A 13,782-nucleotide genomic window follows, 5' to 3' on the forward strand; every position below is an offset into this window, starting at 1 on the left:
GCCGTGATCGACGCCAGGACCGCGCTGATCGCCGTCGACGTCCAGAACGATTTCTGCCCCGGCGGCAGCCTGCCGGTCACTGGCGGCGACGAGATCGTCCCGCTCGTCAATGAACTCGGCCGGCGCTTTTCGACCGTGGTGCTGACGCAGGACTGGCACCCGGACGGGCACTCGTCGTTTGCCTCGAGCCATCCCGGCAAGACTCCGTTCGAGACGGTTGCCATGCCGTACGGAACGCAGGTGCTCTGGCCGGATCATTGCGTCGAGGGCAGCAAGGGCGCTGCCTTCCATCCCGACCTCGACCTTTCCATGGCGCAGGCGATCATCCGCAAGGGCTATCGCCGCGAGGTCGACAGCTATTCCGGCTTCGTCGAGGCCGATCGCACCACGCCGACCGGGCTTGGCGGCTATCTCAAGGAGCGCGGCATCGCTCGCGTCGTGGTGGTCGGTCTCGCTACCGATTTCTGCGTGAACTGGACGGCGCAGGACGCGGCTCGCCACGGTTTCGAGGCCATCGTCGTCGAGGACGCATGCCGCGCCATCGACCTCGATGGTTCGCTGGGCCACGCCTGGGCGGAGATGACGGCGCTCGGCGTGAGGCGGGCGCGGCTCGCCGATCTGACCGGCTGAGCGAGCAGTGTCGCGCGCCGAGCGCCTCCTCGACCTCGTCCAGGTGCTGCGCCGGCATCGCCGGCCGGTCAGTGGCCGTAGGCTGGCCGAGGAGACCGGCGTCAGCATACGCACGCTCTATCGCGACATCGCCACCTTGCAGGGGCAGGGCGCCCCCATCGAGGGCGAGCCCGGACTCGGCTATGTGCTGAAGCCCGGCTTCATGCTGCCGCCGCTGATGTTCGACGAGGATGAGATCGAGGCGCTGGTGCTCGGCTCCCGCTGGGTCGCCGGGCGCGCCGATGACCGGCTCGCCGGCGCGGCGCGCAACGCCATGGCCAAGATCATCGCCGTGCTGCCGGCTGATCTGCGCGACAAGGCCGATGCCTCGGCACTGCTCGTCGGCCCTGGCGCGAAGATCGTTTCGACGGGCGTCGATCTCAGCCTGATCCGCAAGGCGATCCGCTCGGAGCGAAAGCTGGCGCTGACCTATCAGGACGGCAAGGCAGCGGCGACGCAGCGGCTGGTCTGGCCGTTCGCGCTCGGCTTCTTCGATCATGTCCGCGTCGTCGTCGCTTGGTGCGAATTGCGTAACGATTTCCGGCATTTCCGCGCCGACCGCATCGCGCAGTCCGAATTGATCGACATCCGCTATCCGCGCCGCCGGCAGGCGCTGCTCAAACAATGGCGCGAGCGCGAAGGCATTCCATCACCGGCTTGAGATACACTGCCGGAAACTGGCAGCATCTGCAGCGATCATGCGCGTGTCCCGAAACGGAGGTCACCGCGATGCTCGATGCCAATTTCATCATTCTCTATGTCGATAGCCCTGAGGTCAGCGCCCGCTTCTACGCCGAGCTGATCGGCGCTGCGCCGCTCGAAAGCTCGCCCACCTTCGCCATGTTCGCGTTGCCGTCGGGAGCAAGACTCGGTCTTTGGTCGCGCCATACCGTCGAGCCGAGCACCCAAGCGGCCGGAGGCGGCGGCGAGATCGCCATGGTGGTCGGCAGCGGCGAGGCAGTCGACGCGGCCCATGCCGACTGGCAGCAGCGAGGCCTCGCGATCCTGCAGCCGCCGACCGATCTCGACTTCGGCCGAACCTTTGTCGCGACCGATCCGGATGGACATCGCTTGCGCGTCTTCCATCCGTCCGAGGGATAGGGGCTCAGCTCGCCAGCGCTTCGACCTGGACTCTGTCGCGACCGAGCCGTTTAGAGCGATAGAGCGCCTGGTCGGCGCGCCGCAGCAGGGTTTCCAGCGGCTCGCGCACCGCATCGCCATCGGCGATGCCGATGCTGAGCGTCGCGCGGATCACGGCGTTGGGCTCGGCTGCGAGCACGCGGCTGAAGGCAGAGCGGATGTCGTTGGCGACGGATACCGCCTGGCCCATGCCCAGATGCGGGAGGACGACCACGAACTCGTCGCCTCCCAACCTGGCCACGATGTCGCCCGAGCGCAGTCTGCCGCCAGCGGCTTCGGCAAAGGTCCGCAGGATGCGGTCGCCGGCGAGATGGCCGTGCGTGTCGTTGAGCTGCTTGAAATGGTCGATGTCGATCAGGAGCAGCGCGACGGGGCATTGCCGCCGGCCCGCTTCCTGCGTGAGCCGGGCGATCGCGCGCTCCAGTCCGTTGCGGTTCATCGCGCCGGTGAGGGGATCGTGGCGGGCAAGGGTCACGAGCGCGTTGCGGCTGCGCTCGGTGGCGAGCAGCAGCAGGGCGCTGCTGCGCAGGACGATGAAGGCAACGCCGGTGACCGTGAGCCATTGCCGCGAATTATCCGGCGGGAACAGCTCGGAGCCGATCTGGTTGGTGGCGGCAAGATAGGCGCGGAAGGCGAGCAGCACGGCGGTCGGTGCGAACACGGCCGCAAGGATCGCGCCAGAGAGCAGCTTTTCGCGTTTCACCAGGCGCAGGCCCTCGCGCACGACCGCGAGGTCGCAGGCGGCCAACAGGGCGGAGATCAGAACAGCTCGTTTGGTGTAGTCGGCGGGTTCGCGCCAGAACAGTATCGGAACGAAGGCCACGGCGACGGCGAGCACATAAAGCGGCAATCGTGCCGGGCGGCCGGCGAAGCTCCTCACGCTGAACAGCAACAGCAGGCAGCCGATCCAGGTCACGCCATTGCCGAGCTGGATCGTGATCGCGTCCGGAGCGATATCGCGTAGTCCGAGGCCGGTGAGGCCGATGCCGACGAGCAGGTTGCTCAGTCCCCACCAGAGCGGCCAGCGCTCGAAACGGCCCGTGGCATAGGCGGACAATTGCACGACACCGAGAAACAGGCAGGTGATCGCGCCCGCGAGATAGATCGTCCTCAGATCGAGCATCACGTCAGGCCATCCAAGTCGACTCGGATGAGCTCTAGCAGCATGACGTGAACGGAGCGTTCACAGGGGAGCTGCGTCGGCTTGGCCTGCCTTGGTTTCCGCCAGCATGTCCATGAGCCAGCTGCGGAACAGCCTGGCCTTGCGCGGCAGCTCCGTCCCGGCCGGGTAGTTCAAGAAATAGTCCGCCCCGATATGGACCTTGACCGGGAAGGGCTGCGCCAGCCGGCCCTGCATGAGATCGTCCTCGATCAGCTCGGCGAAGAACAGCGCGACGCCATGCCCGTCGCAGGCGACGCGGCGCAGCGCATGCGAATCGCTGAGTCGCAGACTCTCAGCCAACACCGCGTCGGCTCTGCCGGCGGCCTGTGCCCATGCACGCCAGTGACCAAGATCGAATTCGTAGAAGAGCGGCAGCCGCAGCAAAACCACCGGGTCGGCGAGCGGTCCGGCCTCGTCGAGAAGTGCAGGCGCCAGCACCGCTGTGAGCGAGCCGTCGAGAACCTTCTCGGCGCGCACACCCGGCCAGGCGCCGCTGCCCCAATTGATGCCGAGGTCGATACCTTCGCGGCGATGGTCGGCCGGGTGGTAGGAGTGGTGCAGTCGCAAGTCGATCTCGGGGTGGCGCCTGACGAAGGACATCAGGCGCGGCGTGAGCCAGGCTGCCGAGAAGTAGGGCGCGACGCTGACATTGAGGATCTCCCGCGCGCCGCTGCCGGTAACCTGCTCGACGGCCTGCTCGATCGTCTCGAAGGCGGCATAGACTCCGGCGAACAGGATCTCGCCCGCATCAGTCAGCCGATTGCCGGCCGGCTCGCGATGGAGCAGGCGCACGGACAAGCTCTCCTCCAGCAGCCTGATCTGCCGGCTGACCGCGGCCTGCGTCACCCCTAGTTCGTCTGCTGCCCCGGTGAAGCTCAAGGTCCGCGCGACGGCCTCAAAGGCCCGCATCGCAGTCAGGGAGGTCATCCGCTTCCGGCGCATCAGCATAATCTCAAGTTATGAGGCTCTTTAAAAACTCATTTTTCCTCAAATCCGCGCTGCGTCAAACATAACCCGAGTGATCCGCGGGCCGCCCTCGAGAGGTGGGGCCGGCGCAGTTTCGAACACGAGGACATCGATGACTTTCGCCGCCACCATCGCGCCGAGGCGCAGCGCTGCCGAGATCGGGAAGGGCGCCTTGCCGCTGCTGCATCTGAGCGAGGCCGATGTCGTGCGCCTGCTCGATCCGGCGCAGCTGCTCGATGGGCTCGCCGACGGGTTCAGGGCGATGGCGCGCGGCGAGGTCCAGGCGCCGGATCGGCCCGAGATCACGGTTCCCGGCAAGGGCTTCTCGCTGGCGATGCCAGCCTGGACCGCGGGGATGAATCTCACCGTGAAGATCGTCAACGTCTTCGAGGCCAATCTCGATATCGACCTGCCAAACCACCTTGCCGTGATCATGCTGTTCGATTCGCTGACCGGTGCGCCCGTCTGCGTCATGGATGGCACCCACATCACCGCGATCCGCACTGCCGCTTCGGCCGTCCTCTCGGTCCGGGCTCTCGCGCGGCCCGAGGCCAGGATCGCGACACTGATCGGTGCGGGAGTACAGGGGCGCGAGCATCTGCGGCTCCTGCCGCTGGTGCGCGATTTCGATGAGATCCGTATCGCTTCCCTGCATTACGAGGATGCCGAGAGGCTCGCCGCCAGCTGTCCTCGGGCGCGGCCCGTGCGAGATGTCGAGGCGGCGGTGCGCGGCTCGGACGTCGTCTGCCTGGCGAGCCATGCCTATGAGCCGGTGATCGCGAGCGAGTGGGTCCGGCCCGGCACGCATGTGTCCTCGGTCGGCTACGCCCCGCCGCGAGGCGAGCTGCCAGTCGGGCTTCTCAGCAGGGTGCAGCTCTTCGTCGAAAGCGACGAGGCCTTCAGACCACCGCCGGTCGGCTGCGCCGAACTCGCCGGACGCGATCCGGCCAGCGCGATCACGCTCGGCGATCTTTTCTGTGGCGTCAGGCCGGGCAGGGCGAGCGCCGACCAGATCACGCTCTACAAGGCAATGGGCATCGCCATGGAGGACATGGTCGCGGCCGACATCGTCTATCGGCGCGCGCTCGCCGAAGGAAATGCCCAGAGCATCACGCTCTGATCGCGAGAGTTCATCGGGCCCGGCCAGGCGCGCCCTCCGGCGCCGCTCATGCTCGCGCCTGCCACCCAGCCGGCCCGGCCGGCAGCAACGGAGATATCCCATGCACAGGATCATAGGTCCGATCATGCTTTCCTGGCTTTCGGCGGTCGTGTCCGTGCCGGCCTTCGCGCAGGTGCGGATCGCCCTGGCGGGACCGATGACCGGTGCGAATGCCAGCTTCGGCGATCAGTTGCGGGCGGGAGCCGAGGCGGCTGTCGCGCAGATCAACGCCAAGGGCGGCGTGCGCGGCGAGAAGCTCGAACTCGTCGTTGCCGACGATGCCTGCGACCCGCGTCAGGCGGTCTCGGTCGCGAACAAGCTGACGGGCGACGGCGTGCGCTTCATCGCCGGTCATTTCTGCTCCGGCTCGACCCTGCCTGCGAGCGAGGTCTACGCGGAGGCGGGCGCGGTCGTCATCACCGTCTCGACCAATCCCAAGATCACCGAGCGCGGCATGAAGGCGCTGTTCCGCATCGGCGGGCGCGACGATCAGCAGGGACCGACCGCGGCCGACTTCATCGTCAAGAGCTTCGCCGGCCGCCGCATCGCGATCGTGCACGACAAAAGCTCGTTCGGAGCAGGTCTGGCAGGCGAGGTCCGCAGCCGACTTACCGCCGCGGGACAACGGATCTCGCTCGATACTGGGATCAATGCTGGCGAGAAGGACCACAGCGCCCTGATCTCGCGGCTCAAGGCGGGCCGCGCCGAAGTCCTCTTCTTCGGCGGCTACCATACCGAGGCTGGATTGATCATGCGCCAGGCGGGCGATCAGGGGCTGAAGCTCGACATGGTCGGCGGCGATCCGCTCGCTTCGAGCGAATTTGCGGCGGTGGCCGGCGATGCGGCCAACGGGGTCCATTTCACCTTCGCGCCGGACCCGCGCAAGAACCCGGCTTCGAGCGAGGCGGTGCAGGCGATGCGTGCGCGAAATGTCGAGCCGGAAGGCTGGGCGCTCTATTCCTATGCCACCGTGCAGATCTTCGCCGAGGCAATCGCGCAGGCGAACTCCACGGAGCCGCGCGCGGTTGCGCAGGCCGTTGCCGGCTCGCGCTTCACGACTGCGGTCGGCGAGGTCCGTTTCGACGCCAAGGGCGACAACCTGCAGCCTGGCTTCGTCGTCTATCGCTGGCAGGGCGGCAAATCAGACTACGCCACCGGCCAGGCAAGGTGAGGATGCCGCTGGCTGGCCCGCCTCAGGCGGCAGCGATCACCTCGATCTCGACGAGCCAATCCTCGCGCAGCGTCTGCGCCACGATCGCGGTGGTCGGGATCGCGCGGCCGCCGAGAGCGGCAAGACGAGCATTTTGGTTGGCCTCGACGAAGCTGGCATCGCGCAGATAGCTGGTCAGGCGCACGATGTTGTCGACGCCCATTCCTGCCGAGGCGAGGATCGCTCGCAGATTGTTCCAGATCAGTACGAGCTGCTCGTCGAGGGTGGCGGCGGGTTTGCCGGTCTCGTCTAGTCCCATGGTGCCACTGACGAAGAGCAGGCGCTGCGGCGCGACGACCTCGATTGCGTGGGCATAGTCCGAGGTCGCCGGGTAGATGCCGCGGCTCGGATTATGGGCGATCACCTGCATGGTTTCCTCCTCGCCGTCGTTGGGCTGAACGTTGTCTGGCGAGGGAGTGTTATGGCTGGCGGAGCTTTCTGCAGTAGCGAAAAAGCGAACGCCGGGCGAAATACAGATGGCATTCCGCTTCGGCCGTCTGTGCGGCGGGGAGGTGGCGCTTTTGGCGAAACGGTATCAGGCCTTCACAAGGACGGCTCGCTTTCGCAGCGCGCCCGAGTCGTCTTGTCGCGTCCTTGTCGCACCCGGCAGGAAGGCTATTCTGGTGCTGGGGAAGCGGGGCTTGCATCTGCGGATGCGTTCAACTTGAGAGAGATTGATATGCTGCTTTCCTTCAAGCGTTTCAGCGCGCTCGCCGCCTTTGCGGCTCTGTCCAGCGGCCAGGCTTTCGCCCAGAGCCAGGCAGATCAGCTCGCGATGGCCTACCAGGCCGGCCGCAACCAGCTCGGAATCCTGAGCTACTGCGCCGAGAAGGGTCATGTCGGCGCCGATGTCGTCGCGATCCAGGCCAAGGTGCTGGCCCTGATTCCGCCGCCGGCCGACAAGAGCGCCGGCGATACCGCCGAGGCCGCCGGCAAGAAGGGCACGATCGCGATGATGGGCGTGACCCAGGATCTCGAGACGATCGCCAAGGCGCAGGGTGGCACGGCCGCGGCCTACTGCAAGCAGATCGGCGACGTCGTGCAGAAGGCGGCGGCATCGCTGCCCAAGTGAGCTCTGCAATGCCCGCTCCTGCCAGCGGCTGGCAGGGCGTGACTTGACCTCAACCACGCTTGAGGTCGTATCGACCCGGCTCCTAATCATCTGTGCCGAAGGAGCCGGGCATGTCAGACAAGCCGATCGTCAACATCAGCATCATCACTCCGAAGCCGGAATGCTTCGCCGAGTTCATGGACTTGCAGCTCGCCCAGCACCACCGCCTGCGCGGCAAGGTCGACGGGCTGATCGGCGGCAGGCTGTTCCGCTCGCGGGAGGACCGCGACGTGGTGCTGGTGACGATGTTCGAATCCGAGGAGGCGGCGCTGCGCTTTGCTCGCGACGAGCGCTTCACCAGCCATATGGCGCGTATTCGTCCCTTGCTGGAACGCGCCGTGCCAGGGGGCTATCAGGTCGCTTACGAGGTCGGTTCGCTCTGACGATCAGGCTCCTGGCCTTGCATTCCGCCGCCACGGCGTGTAAGGCGCGCCCTATCCCACATGGGGAGCATCACCTCGACACCGAGGCGTTCCGGTGACTGGCCAGCTTATGGTCGGCTCATTCGCTCCCCAGAGGCTCAACCGGAAGGACAAGAATACCATGGCTCTGCCAGATTTCTCCATGCGTCAGCTGCTCGAGGCCGGCGCCCACTTCGGCCACCAGTCGCATCGCTGGAACCCGAAGATGTCGCCGTTCATCTATGGGACGCGCAACAACATTCACATTCTCGACCTGTCGCAGTCGGTGCCGATGCTGTCGCGCGCCCTGCAGGCGGTCAGCGACACCGTCGCCCGCGGCGGCCGCGTCCTCTTCGTCGGCACCAAGCGCCAGGCGCAGGACGCCATCGCTGATGCGGCCAAGCGTTCGGCCCAGTACTATGTCAACTCCCGCTGGCTCGGCGGCATGCTGACCAACTGGAAGACGATCTCGGCTTCGATCCAGCGCCTGCGCAAGGTCGACGAGCTGCTGAACGGCGCCAGCACGGGCCTGACCAAGAAGGAGCGCCTGATGCTGGCGCGCGAGCGCGACAAGCTCGAAAAGGCGCTCGGCGGCATCAAGGACATGGGCGGCACGCCCGACATGATCTTCGTGATCGACACCAACAAGGAAGCGCTCGCGATCAAGGAGGCTCAGCGCCTCGGCATTCCGGTCGCGGCCATCATCGACTCCAACAGCGATCCGGACGGCATCACCTTCCCGGTTCCGGCCAATGACGACGCCGGCCGCGCCATCGCGCTCTATTGCGATCTCGTCGCGCGCTCGGCCATCGACGGCATTTCGCGCGCCTCGGGAGACCATGGCGTCGATCTCGGTGCTGCCGAGGCCCCGATCGTCGAGCCAGTGATTGCCGAGCCGGTGGCCGTCGAGGGCCAGGCTCAGGCTTTCGAGCTGCTGACCGGACCGCGCGGCGCGCCGGACGACTTCATGAAGCTCTCGGGCATGGGCCCGGAGATCGTGCAGAAGCTCAACGATGGCGGCATCTTCCACTTCTGGCAGATCGCTGCGATGACGCCGGAAGAGGTCACCAAGGTCGATCACGACCTGAAGCTCTCCGGCCGCATCGAGCGTGACGGCTGGATCGCCCAGGCGCGCGCGCTCATCGACGCCTGATCTCCCGGGTTGCGACGCGTCATCGGCGCGTCGCGCTTCGATATGTGACTAAAGCCGAAGCAGCGCCGACGACCGGAAACGGAGCGTCGGCGTTTGCCAATCCAGGCTTCCGCTTTTCGATAGTGCGGTGCGCCACCGGGCGAACGCCGCAAGACAGCAAGGACGACGCAAATGGCTGCGATCACCGCCGGCATGGTGAAGGAACTCCGCGACAAGACCGGCGCGGGCATGATGGACTGCAAGACCGCGCTCTCGGCGACCGACGGCAACATGGAAGCGGCCATCGACTGGCTGCGCGCCAAGGGCCTGTCGAAGGCTGCCAAGAAGGCCGGCCGCGTTGCCGCAGAAGGCCTTGTTGCGGTTGCCGTGCGCGGCCATAGCGGCGTCGTCGTCGAGGTCAACTCCGAGACCGACTTCGTCGCCCGCAATCTCGAATTCCAGGCGCTGGCCCGCACCATCGCCGATGTCGCGCTCGAGCGCGGCGGCGATGTCGAGGCCCTGGCTGTCCATCACTATCCGGGCGGCGGCACCGTTGCCGACGCGATCGCCAACGCCATCGCCACCATCGGCGAGAACATGACGCTGCGCCGCGTCGCCCAGGTCTCGGTCTCGGCCGGCCTGATCGGCTCCTATGTCCACGGCGCGGTTGCCGACGGCCTCGGCAAGATCGGCGTGATCGTTGGCCTGGAGACCAGCGGCAAGGGCGACGAGCTCGCGGCGCTTGGCCGCCAGCTCGCCATGCATGTCGCGGCCACCAATCCGGTGGCGCTCGACCTCGCTTCGGTCGATCCGGCGGTGCTGGAGCGCGAGAAGGCGATCCTGGCCGAGAAGAACGCCGGCAAGCCCGAGCACGTGCTCGCCAAGATCGTCGAGAGCGGCATGAAGAGCTACGCCAAGGAATATTGCCTGCTTGAGCAGGGCTATATCCATGACGGCTCGAAGTCGGTCGCCCAGGTGCTGAAGGAAGCCGAAGGCAAGGTCGGCGGTCCGATCAAGCTCACCGGCTTCGCCCGCTTCGCGCTCGGCGAGGGCATCGAGAAGGAAGAGACCGACTTCGCCGCCGAGGTCGCAGCCGCCGGCGGCACGACGGGCTGACAAGCTCGTTGATAGAGATGAGAAAGGCCGCGCCTGGCGCGGCCTTTTTTGTAAGTAGGAAAGACCGGCCTGCCGATTCGGCTGCTGCCGGAGCATGGCGCAGGCAATGGAGAGCCCCGATGAGACCTAAACGTGTTCTCGTGAAGCTCTCCGGCGAAGCCCTTGCAGGAACTGCAGGAAACGGCCTCGACGGCGCGACGCTGACAGCGCTCGCTGCCGACATTGCCCATGCCTCGCACGAGGGTGTCGAGATCGGCATCGTCGTCGGTGGCGGCAACTTCTTCCGCGGCGTGCAGGGCCTCAACAAGGGCCTTGACCGGACGACGGCTGATTCGATCGGCATGCTCGGCACCGTGATGAACGCACTCGCCCTCGAACATGCCATCGAGGCGGCCGGCGCCCCGGCGCGCGCCATGTCGGCGGTGCCGATGCCCTCGCTCTGCGAGAGCTATGCCCGCAAGCGGGCGCTCGACCATCTCAGCCACGGCAAGGTCGTCATTCTCGGCGGCGGCACCGGCAATCCCTACTTCACCACCGATACCGGCGCGGCGCTGCGCGCGGCCGAGCTCGACTGCAGCCATCTGCTCAAGGCGACGCAGGTCGACGGCGTCTATTCGGCCGATCCGAAGAAGGATCCGCACGCGACCCGCTTCGACACACTGACCCATGAGGACGCGATCAGGCGTGATCTCAAGGTGATGGATACCGCCGCCTTCGCGCTGGCGCGCGACGCGAGCCTGACCATTGTGGTCTTCTCGATCGCGGAAAAGGGCGCGCTCGCGGCCGTGCTGCGCGGCGAGGGCAGGGCGACCTACGTCACGCCCTGAACGTCGGCCGGCATCAGAAGTTCGACCAGAGACCGGGCGTCGCCAGTTCGAGCAGATGCCCGTCTGGATCGTGGAAATAAAGGCTTGTCCCGCCGCGATTCCAGCTCATCCGCCCTTCGATCGCGATGCCATGCTGGGCCAATTGCTCCTCCCAAGCGGGCAGCTCCGCTACATCGACGGCGAAGGCGATGTGCAGCGGGCCATGGCCGTCATGTGGCGGAATGCTGCCATTCTCCGAGGCCTGTGTCTCCACCGAGGCGCCGCGCAGAAAGAGCAGCAGCACGTTCTGCCCGCCAACATCGTAGGCGATGAGCGTCCTGGTCTTGAGCATGGCCGCGAGCCCGAGCTTGACCTCATAGAATTCCGCGGCACGGTCGAGGTCGTCGACATAGAGCGCGGTTTCGACGATGCGGTTCAGCCGGGGCATGGGAATCTCCTTGAAGCGATGGCCGTCGCTGGCACCGTCGCAGCAACGCTGACCTAGGAATTGGTACTGGCTTTAGCCAGCGCGGCAGCCGGTCTATTGGCCATACGCCGGCGGTCGAGACCCGATTCCCCTTGCAGACCAGCGGGGGAAGTGCTGTTGACGCATAAATCCTTGACCCTGGGGCGGGTGCTCGCCATGGTCGCGCCATTTCCGGCTCTATCCGGCCGGTTTCGACAAGGTTTTGAAGACGATGGCCCAAACCACTTTCGATCTCGCCGATCTCAACCGCCGCATGGACGGCGGCGTGCAATCGTTCAAGAGCGACCTGGCCTCGCTGCGCAGCGGCCGGGCTTCGGCCAACATGCTCGACCCGATCCAGGTCGAAGCCTATGGCGCGCGTTCGCCGCTGAGCCAGCTCGCGACCGTCAGCGTGCCGGAGCCGCGCCTGCTCTCGGTTCAGGTCTGGGACCGCAGCATGGTCCAGGCGGTCGAGAAGGCGATCCGCGAATCCGATCTCGGTCTCAACCCCCAGACCGAGGGGCAGGTGCTGCGTATCCGCATTCCGGAGCTCAACGAGCAGCGCCGCAAGGAGATGGTCAAGGTCGCGCATAAATATGCCGAAGAGGCGAAGATTGCCATCCGACATGTCCGCCGTGACGGCATGGACCTGATCAAGAAGCTGGAGAAGGACGGGCATATGCCCAAGGATGACGTCACCAAGCAGACCGATCTGGTCCAGAAGGCGACGGACAGGCATATCGGCGAGATCGATCAGGCGCTCGCCGCCAAGGAACAGGAAATCCTGCACGTCTGAAGTGCGTGACGCGGCGCCGGCATGTATCATCGACGCATGGGCTTTTGCCCTGAAGAGGCATTCTAGATGTCAGATGGCCCGCGCCCGGTAGCGCCTGATCCGGCACCCATCCATGTCGCGATCATCATGGATGGCAATGGCCGCTGGGCGCAGATGCGTGGCCTTCCACGCCAGGAGGGACACCGGCGCGGCCTGGAAGCGCTACGTCGCACTGTCCGCAACGCCGGCGATCTCGGTATCAAGATCCTGACGCTCTACTCGTTCTCGACCGAGAACTGGAGCCGGCCGATGGCAGAGGTCTCCTTCCTGCTCGGGCTGCTGCGCCGCTTCGTCGAGAACGATCTCGCCGAGTTGAACGAAGCCGGCGTGCGCGTACGCATCATCGGCAGCCGTGAGGATCTGGCGCCCGACCTGCGTGGGCTCGTCGAACGCGCCGAGACGATGACGCAGGGCAATACCGGACTGACTCTGGTCGTCGCCTTCAACTATGGCTCGCGCGACGAGATCACGCGCATGGCGCGCAACCTCGCGCGGGACGTGGCGGCTGGTCGGCTCATGCCCGAGGCGATTGACGAAGAGACGCTGGCATCGCGTCTCGATACCGCCTCGCTGCCGGATCCGGATCTGGTGATCCGTACCTCCGGCGAGAGCCGCATCTCGAATTTCCTGCTCTGGCAGGCGGCCTATGCCGAGTTCGTCTTCACGCCCGTGCTCTGGCCGGATTTCGATCGCGAGGCGCTCGAGGAGGCAATGGCCGAATTCTCCCGCCGTGAGCGTCGCTATGGCGGCGTCGGCCAGCCGGCCGAAGCGAAGGTCGGGGTCGCGTGAATGAGGGGAGCGCCGGCACGGGCGCATCCGAGCTTCGCCTGCGGATCGTCTCGGCGCTGGTGCTCGCTGTGGTCGTCCTGGGCGTCACTCTGCTCGGAGGCTGGCCCTTCCGGCTGATCTGGACGGTCGTCGCCGGCCTAGTCGCTTATGAATGGCTCACGATCGTCAGCCGCAGGAACGCCGTCGCGGGCGGGATCGGCGTCGGGCTCGCCGGACTCGCGCTCGGCTTCCTGCCGTTGAGCGGCCCGGCATTGGCGGGTGTCGCGGCGCTGGCCGCTATGATCGGCGCGGTGGTGACGCCGCAGACGACCAATCAGCGCGTGCTCGAAGCCTGTGGCGTCGCCTATGCGCTCAGCTTTGCGCTGGTGACACCGGCGCTGCGCGAGATGCCCGTGATCGGGCTCGCGCTGATCATCTGGACCTTCGCGGTGGTCTGGTTCACCGATATTGCCGCCTACTTCACCGGCCGTGCGCTGGGCGGGCCGAAGCTGATGCCACGCGTCAGCCCGAAGAAGACCTGGTCGGGCGCACTCGGTGGCGCGGTAGCGGGAACCCTGTGCGGCACCGCCGTCTGGGCGTTCTTCTTTCCAGGCCTGCCATCGGGCGTCTGGCCGGTGCTCGCCGTTTCGTTTGCGGCGTCGGCTGCAAGCCAGGCCGGAGATCTGTTCGAATCGTCGATCAAGCGGCGTTTCGGCGCCAAGGATTCGAGCCATCTGATTCCCGGCCATGGCGGCTTCCTCGACCGGCTCGACGGCTATTGGGCCGTGCTGGTCTTCGTTGGGCCGCTGCTTTATCTGGCGCGGCTGGGACACTGATTTTC

At 66.3% G+C, this 13,782-nt stretch carries 17 protein-coding genes; 13 read left to right on the top strand and 4 right to left on the bottom strand.

Annotation, left to right across the window (positions count from 1 at the left end; all coding sequences use genetic code 11):
- The first annotated feature begins 3 nt into the window (after window positions 1–3).
- The 3 genes from pncA (at window position 4) to ACSQ3M_RS03370 (ending at window position 1,770) form a co-directional block, all read left to right on the top strand.
- Window positions 4–630: a bifunctional nicotinamidase/pyrazinamidase gene (pncA, locus tag ACSQ3M_RS03360; RefSeq protein WP_436148648.1), complete on the top strand. Its 627-nt coding sequence runs from the start codon at window positions 4–6 to the stop codon at window positions 628–630.
- Window positions 631–637: 7 nt separating this feature from the next.
- Window positions 638–1,330 carry a helix-turn-helix transcriptional regulator gene (locus ACSQ3M_RS03365; protein WP_436148649.1) on the top strand — a complete coding sequence of 231 codons (693 nt, stop codon included), beginning with the start codon at window positions 638–640 and terminating at the stop codon, window positions 1,328–1,330.
- A gap of 68 nt (window positions 1,331–1,398) precedes the next feature.
- The gene (locus ACSQ3M_RS03370) at window positions 1,399–1,770 is read left to right on the top strand and encodes a VOC family protein (protein WP_436148650.1); all 372 of its coding nucleotides are present in this window, start codon (window positions 1,399–1,401) and stop codon (window positions 1,768–1,770) included.
- Between the two features lie 4 nt (window positions 1,771–1,774).
- On the opposite strand, the gene ACSQ3M_RS03375 is transcribed toward ACSQ3M_RS03370, so the two are convergent.
- Window positions 1,775–2,932, bottom strand: coding sequence for a diguanylate cyclase (locus tag ACSQ3M_RS03375; protein WP_436148651.1), 1,158 nt, complete (start codon window positions 2,930–2,932; stop codon window positions 1,775–1,777).
- Window positions 2,933–2,992: 60 nt separating this feature from the next.
- Window positions 2,993–3,898 (bottom strand): LysR substrate-binding domain-containing protein, encoded by a 906-nt coding sequence (locus ACSQ3M_RS03380; protein WP_436148652.1) that lies wholly within the window; start codon window positions 3,896–3,898, stop codon window positions 2,993–2,995.
- Window positions 3,899–4,049: 151 nt separating this feature from the next.
- On the opposite strand from ACSQ3M_RS03380, the gene ACSQ3M_RS03385 reads away from it, so the two are divergent.
- Both ACSQ3M_RS03385 and ACSQ3M_RS03390 read left to right on the top strand, forming a co-directional pair.
- Window positions 4,050–5,057, top strand: coding sequence for an ornithine cyclodeaminase family protein (locus ACSQ3M_RS03385; RefSeq protein WP_436148653.1), 1,008 nt, complete (start codon window positions 4,050–4,052; stop codon window positions 5,055–5,057).
- Between the two features lie 100 nt (window positions 5,058–5,157).
- Window positions 5,158–6,267: a branched-chain amino acid ABC transporter substrate-binding protein gene (locus ACSQ3M_RS03390; protein WP_436148654.1), complete on the top strand. Its 1,110-nt coding sequence runs from the start codon at window positions 5,158–5,160 to the stop codon at window positions 6,265–6,267.
- Between the two features lie 22 nt (window positions 6,268–6,289).
- Here ACSQ3M_RS03390 and ACSQ3M_RS03395 read toward each other — a convergent pair whose 3' ends face one another.
- The gene (locus ACSQ3M_RS03395) at window positions 6,290–6,676 is read right to left on the bottom strand and encodes a RidA family protein (protein ID WP_436148655.1); all 387 of its coding nucleotides are present in this window, start codon (window positions 6,674–6,676) and stop codon (window positions 6,290–6,292) included.
- Window positions 6,677–6,985: 309 nt separating this feature from the next.
- Here ACSQ3M_RS03395 and ACSQ3M_RS03400 point away from each other — a divergent pair, with 309 nt between their 5' ends.
- From ACSQ3M_RS03400 to pyrH, 5 genes are all read left to right on the top strand, one after another.
- Window positions 6,986–7,378, top strand: coding sequence for a pore-forming ESAT-6 family protein (locus tag ACSQ3M_RS03400; protein ID WP_436148656.1), 393 nt, complete (start codon window positions 6,986–6,988; stop codon window positions 7,376–7,378).
- 110 nt (window positions 7,379–7,488) lie between these two features.
- Window positions 7,489–7,800 (top strand): antibiotic biosynthesis monooxygenase family protein, encoded by a 312-nt coding sequence (locus ACSQ3M_RS03405; RefSeq protein WP_436148657.1) that lies wholly within the window; start codon window positions 7,489–7,491, stop codon window positions 7,798–7,800.
- Between the two features lie 160 nt (window positions 7,801–7,960).
- A complete protein-coding gene (locus ACSQ3M_RS03410; protein ID WP_436148658.1) occupies window positions 7,961–8,971 on the top strand; it encodes a 30S ribosomal protein S2 in 1,011 nt (336 codons plus the stop codon).
- Window positions 8,972–9,142: 171 nt separating this feature from the next.
- Window positions 9,143–10,066 carry a translation elongation factor Ts gene (tsf, locus tag ACSQ3M_RS03415; RefSeq protein ID WP_436148659.1) on the top strand — a complete coding sequence of 308 codons (924 nt, stop codon included), beginning with the start codon at window positions 9,143–9,145 and terminating at the stop codon, window positions 10,064–10,066.
- Window positions 10,067–10,185: 119 nt separating this feature from the next.
- Window positions 10,186–10,893 carry a UMP kinase gene (gene pyrH, locus ACSQ3M_RS03420; RefSeq protein WP_436148660.1) on the top strand — a complete coding sequence of 236 codons (708 nt, stop codon included), beginning with the start codon at window positions 10,186–10,188 and terminating at the stop codon, window positions 10,891–10,893.
- 13 nt (window positions 10,894–10,906) lie between these two features.
- Here the strand turns inward: pyrH and ACSQ3M_RS03425 are convergent, their stop codons facing one another.
- Window positions 10,907–11,320, bottom strand: coding sequence for a VOC family protein (locus ACSQ3M_RS03425; RefSeq protein WP_436148661.1), 414 nt, complete (start codon window positions 11,318–11,320; stop codon window positions 10,907–10,909).
- 250 nt (window positions 11,321–11,570) lie between these two features.
- On the opposite strand from ACSQ3M_RS03425, the gene frr reads away from it, so the two are divergent.
- The 3 genes from frr (at window position 11,571) to ACSQ3M_RS03440 (ending at window position 13,777) form a co-directional block, all read left to right on the top strand.
- On the top strand, window positions 11,571–12,134 hold the full coding sequence (gene frr, locus ACSQ3M_RS03430; protein WP_436148662.1) for a ribosome recycling factor: 564 nt from the start codon (window positions 11,571–11,573) through the stop codon (window positions 12,132–12,134).
- 66 nt (window positions 12,135–12,200) lie between these two features.
- Window positions 12,201–12,962, top strand: coding sequence for an isoprenyl transferase (locus ACSQ3M_RS03435; protein ID WP_436148663.1), 762 nt, complete (start codon window positions 12,201–12,203; stop codon window positions 12,960–12,962).
- Window positions 12,959–13,777 carry a phosphatidate cytidylyltransferase gene (locus ACSQ3M_RS03440; protein ID WP_436148664.1) on the top strand — a complete coding sequence of 273 codons (819 nt, stop codon included), beginning with the start codon at window positions 12,959–12,961 and terminating at the stop codon, window positions 13,775–13,777. The genes ACSQ3M_RS03435 and ACSQ3M_RS03440 overlap by 4 nt, the downstream gene beginning before the upstream one ends.
- Window positions 13,778–13,782 lie beyond the last annotated feature (5 nt).

This window comes from Allobosea sp. LjRoot90 (assembly GCF_964254315.1).
Lineage (GTDB): Bacteria > Pseudomonadota > Alphaproteobacteria > Rhizobiales > Beijerinckiaceae > Allobosea.

Excerpts from the sequence above, each read along its gene's own strand:
- ACSQ3M_RS03395 (WP_436148655.1), bottom strand. The coding sequence starts at position 6,676 with ATGCAGGTGATCGCCCATAATCCGAGCCGCGGCATCTACCCGGCGACC.
- ACSQ3M_RS03410 (WP_436148658.1), top strand. The coding sequence starts at position 7,961 with ATGGCTCTGCCAGATTTCTCCATGCGTCAGCTGCTCGAGGCCGGCGCC.
- ACSQ3M_RS03390 (WP_436148654.1), top strand. The coding sequence starts at position 5,158 with ATGCACAGGATCATAGGTCCGATCATGCTTTCCTGGCTTTCGGCGGTC.
- ACSQ3M_RS03385 (WP_436148653.1), top strand. The coding sequence starts at position 4,050 with ATGACTTTCGCCGCCACCATCGCGCCGAGGCGCAGCGCTGCCGAGATC.
- ACSQ3M_RS03425 (WP_436148661.1), bottom strand. The coding sequence starts at position 11,320 with ATGCCCCGGCTGAACCGCATCGTCGAAACCGCGCTCTATGTCGACGAC.
- ACSQ3M_RS03375 (WP_436148651.1), bottom strand. The coding sequence starts at position 2,932 with ATGCTCGATCTGAGGACGATCTATCTCGCGGGCGCGATCACCTGCCTG.
- ACSQ3M_RS03405 (WP_436148657.1), top strand. The coding sequence starts at position 7,489 with ATGTCAGACAAGCCGATCGTCAACATCAGCATCATCACTCCGAAGCCG.
- ACSQ3M_RS03435 (WP_436148663.1), top strand. The coding sequence starts at position 12,201 with ATGTCAGATGGCCCGCGCCCGGTAGCGCCTGATCCGGCACCCATCCAT.
- tsf (WP_436148659.1), top strand. The coding sequence starts at position 9,143 with ATGGCTGCGATCACCGCCGGCATGGTGAAGGAACTCCGCGACAAGACC.
- ACSQ3M_RS03370 (WP_436148650.1), top strand. The coding sequence starts at position 1,399 with ATGCTCGATGCCAATTTCATCATTCTCTATGTCGATAGCCCTGAGGTC.
- frr (WP_436148662.1), top strand. The coding sequence starts at position 11,571 with ATGGCCCAAACCACTTTCGATCTCGCCGATCTCAACCGCCGCATGGAC.
- ACSQ3M_RS03400 (WP_436148656.1), top strand. The coding sequence starts at position 6,986 with ATGCTGCTTTCCTTCAAGCGTTTCAGCGCGCTCGCCGCCTTTGCGGCT.
- pyrH (WP_436148660.1), top strand. The coding sequence starts at position 10,186 with ATGAGACCTAAACGTGTTCTCGTGAAGCTCTCCGGCGAAGCCCTTGCA.
- ACSQ3M_RS03380 (WP_436148652.1), bottom strand. The coding sequence starts at position 3,898 with ATGACCTCCCTGACTGCGATGCGGGCCTTTGAGGCCGTCGCGCGGACC.